The 1,951-nt window shown below is 53.8% G+C and carries 1 pseudogene; it reads right to left on the bottom strand.

What is annotated here, in order from left to right:
• Window positions 1-1,951, bottom strand: a pseudogene (locus DW724_RS15350) (RHS repeat protein); the annotation flags it as partial.

Genomic DNA, 1,951 nt, shown 5'->3' on the forward strand with positions numbered 1-1,951 from the left:
TCATAGGTGGTAGCAGTCTTACCGCCGAGTTCGTCATAGCTTTCTGTCGTGCGTCCCAGCGCGTCATACACCGTGCGGGTCTTGCTGCCGTCTGCGTTAATCTGCTCTACGGCGCGTCCCAGCAGGTCATAGATATACTTTGTCACATTGCCTTCGGGGTCGGTAACACTAAGCTGATTGCCCGCAAGGTCGTAGGTGTACGCAGTAACGCCGCCGAGTGCGTCCGTTTCGGTCAGCAGCCGTCCTGCCTTGTCGTAAGTGTAGGTGGTTTCGTTGCCTTCGCCGTCAATCTGCTTTACCGCTGCATTGATGGCGTTGTACTCGGTCTTGGTTTCATTGCCGTTTGCGTCCGTTGTGACAAGCAGATTGCCAACAGGGTCATAGGTATAGGTTGTCTTGTTGCCTGCACCGTCGGTTTCGGTCTTGGTTCGTCCGAGCGCGTCATAGGTGTAGTTTTTCTTGTTGCCTTCTGCATCGGTTTCCGAAACCGTGCGTCCCATGCTGTCATACGCATAGATCGTTTCGCCGTCCAGCGCGTCAATCGTCTTTGCTACACGGTCAAGTGCGTCATATTCATAGGTAGTCGCATTGCCTTCCGCGTCCGTAGTCTGGATAAGCAGGCCGCGGTCATTGTAGGTGTAGCGGGTTTCGTTGCCCTCTGCGTCTGTTACCGATATAAGCTGTGCGGTGTCCTTGTCATATTCATAGGTGGTTTCGTTGCCGTTCGCGTCCGTGCGTTCCAGCGGTTCACCGTTCGTGCCGTATTCGGTCGTTACCGTGCCGCCGAGCGCGTCCTTGGTCGAGGTGGTAAAGCCGTTGGCATTGTACTCATATGAGGTTTCGCCGCCCAGCGCGTCTACGGTTTTCAGCAGCTTGCCCGCCTTGGAGTAGGTATGCTTGGTCGTTGCGGTTGCTGTATCGCTCACCTTGGTATGCTCTGCAATAATGCGGCCTACGGCATCGTATTCAAAGCTGGTAACGCCGCCTTCTGCGTCAGTGACAGAAAGCTGCCGTCCCTTATTGTCATACGCATAGGTAGTCTGATTGCCAAGCGCATCCGTAACCGTAATCGGCAGACCGAGTGCATTATAGGTGTACGAAGTGGTATGTCCGTTCTTGTCGCGGAACTCGGTCAAGCTGTGTCCGGAGTAGGTATAGGTTTCCGTATTGCCGAGCGCGTCCGTGATAGACGCAATATCGCCGCCCGCTGTATAAGTCAGCGTCATAGCGGTATTGTCCGCATAGCGAACTTTCGTCACATTGCCATTGCTGTCATACTCGTATGCGGTTGCACCGTTCAGACGGTCGCTTGCAGAGTTGGCGCGATAATCGCCGTCATAGGTGTTGGCGGTGGTGTATTCCGTGCCGTCGATAACTGTTCCGATTTTCTGGATGTTGCGGTGATTATCGTAGTAGTAGCGCGTTTCAAGCCCATTAGCATCTACACAGGTCGTAACACGCGCTTCATCGTCATAGGAAACGGTGGAAACAGTGGAAATGTCCGCGTTGATAAAGGTCTGCTTTACCACACGGCCTATGCCGTCATACTCGTTCTTAATATAGACTTCGCCTTCAAAGTCGGTAGCACTGTTCAGATAGCCGTCGCCATCGTAGGTATAGTGCAGCGTATCACCGTCCGCATTGGTAACGCCGGTCAGAAGATCGTTGTCATGCTCATACGATACGGTGCGGCCTGCGTTATCGGTCACGGACGAAATATGTCCGTTCGACCATGCCAGCGTATAGCTGCCTGCAATGCCGTCAATCTCGGTCAGTTCATCGCCGTTGTAGGTAAGCTGTGCTACCGGCGTACCATCGGGATTATAGACGGTTTGCAGCTTGCCGTCATTCGAGAAAATGAACGCTGCGCCGTCCTCGTGCGTCATGCGGTAGCTGCCGTCTGCTTCATTTTCCAGAACAAAGCCGCTGTCTGCCAGAGAATCATAGCCGC

The sequence above is a fragment of the Butyricicoccus sp. AM27-36 genome, from assembly GCF_003480945.1.
Lineage (GTDB): Bacteria > Bacillota > Clostridia > Oscillospirales > Butyricicoccaceae > Agathobaculum > Agathobaculum butyriciproducens.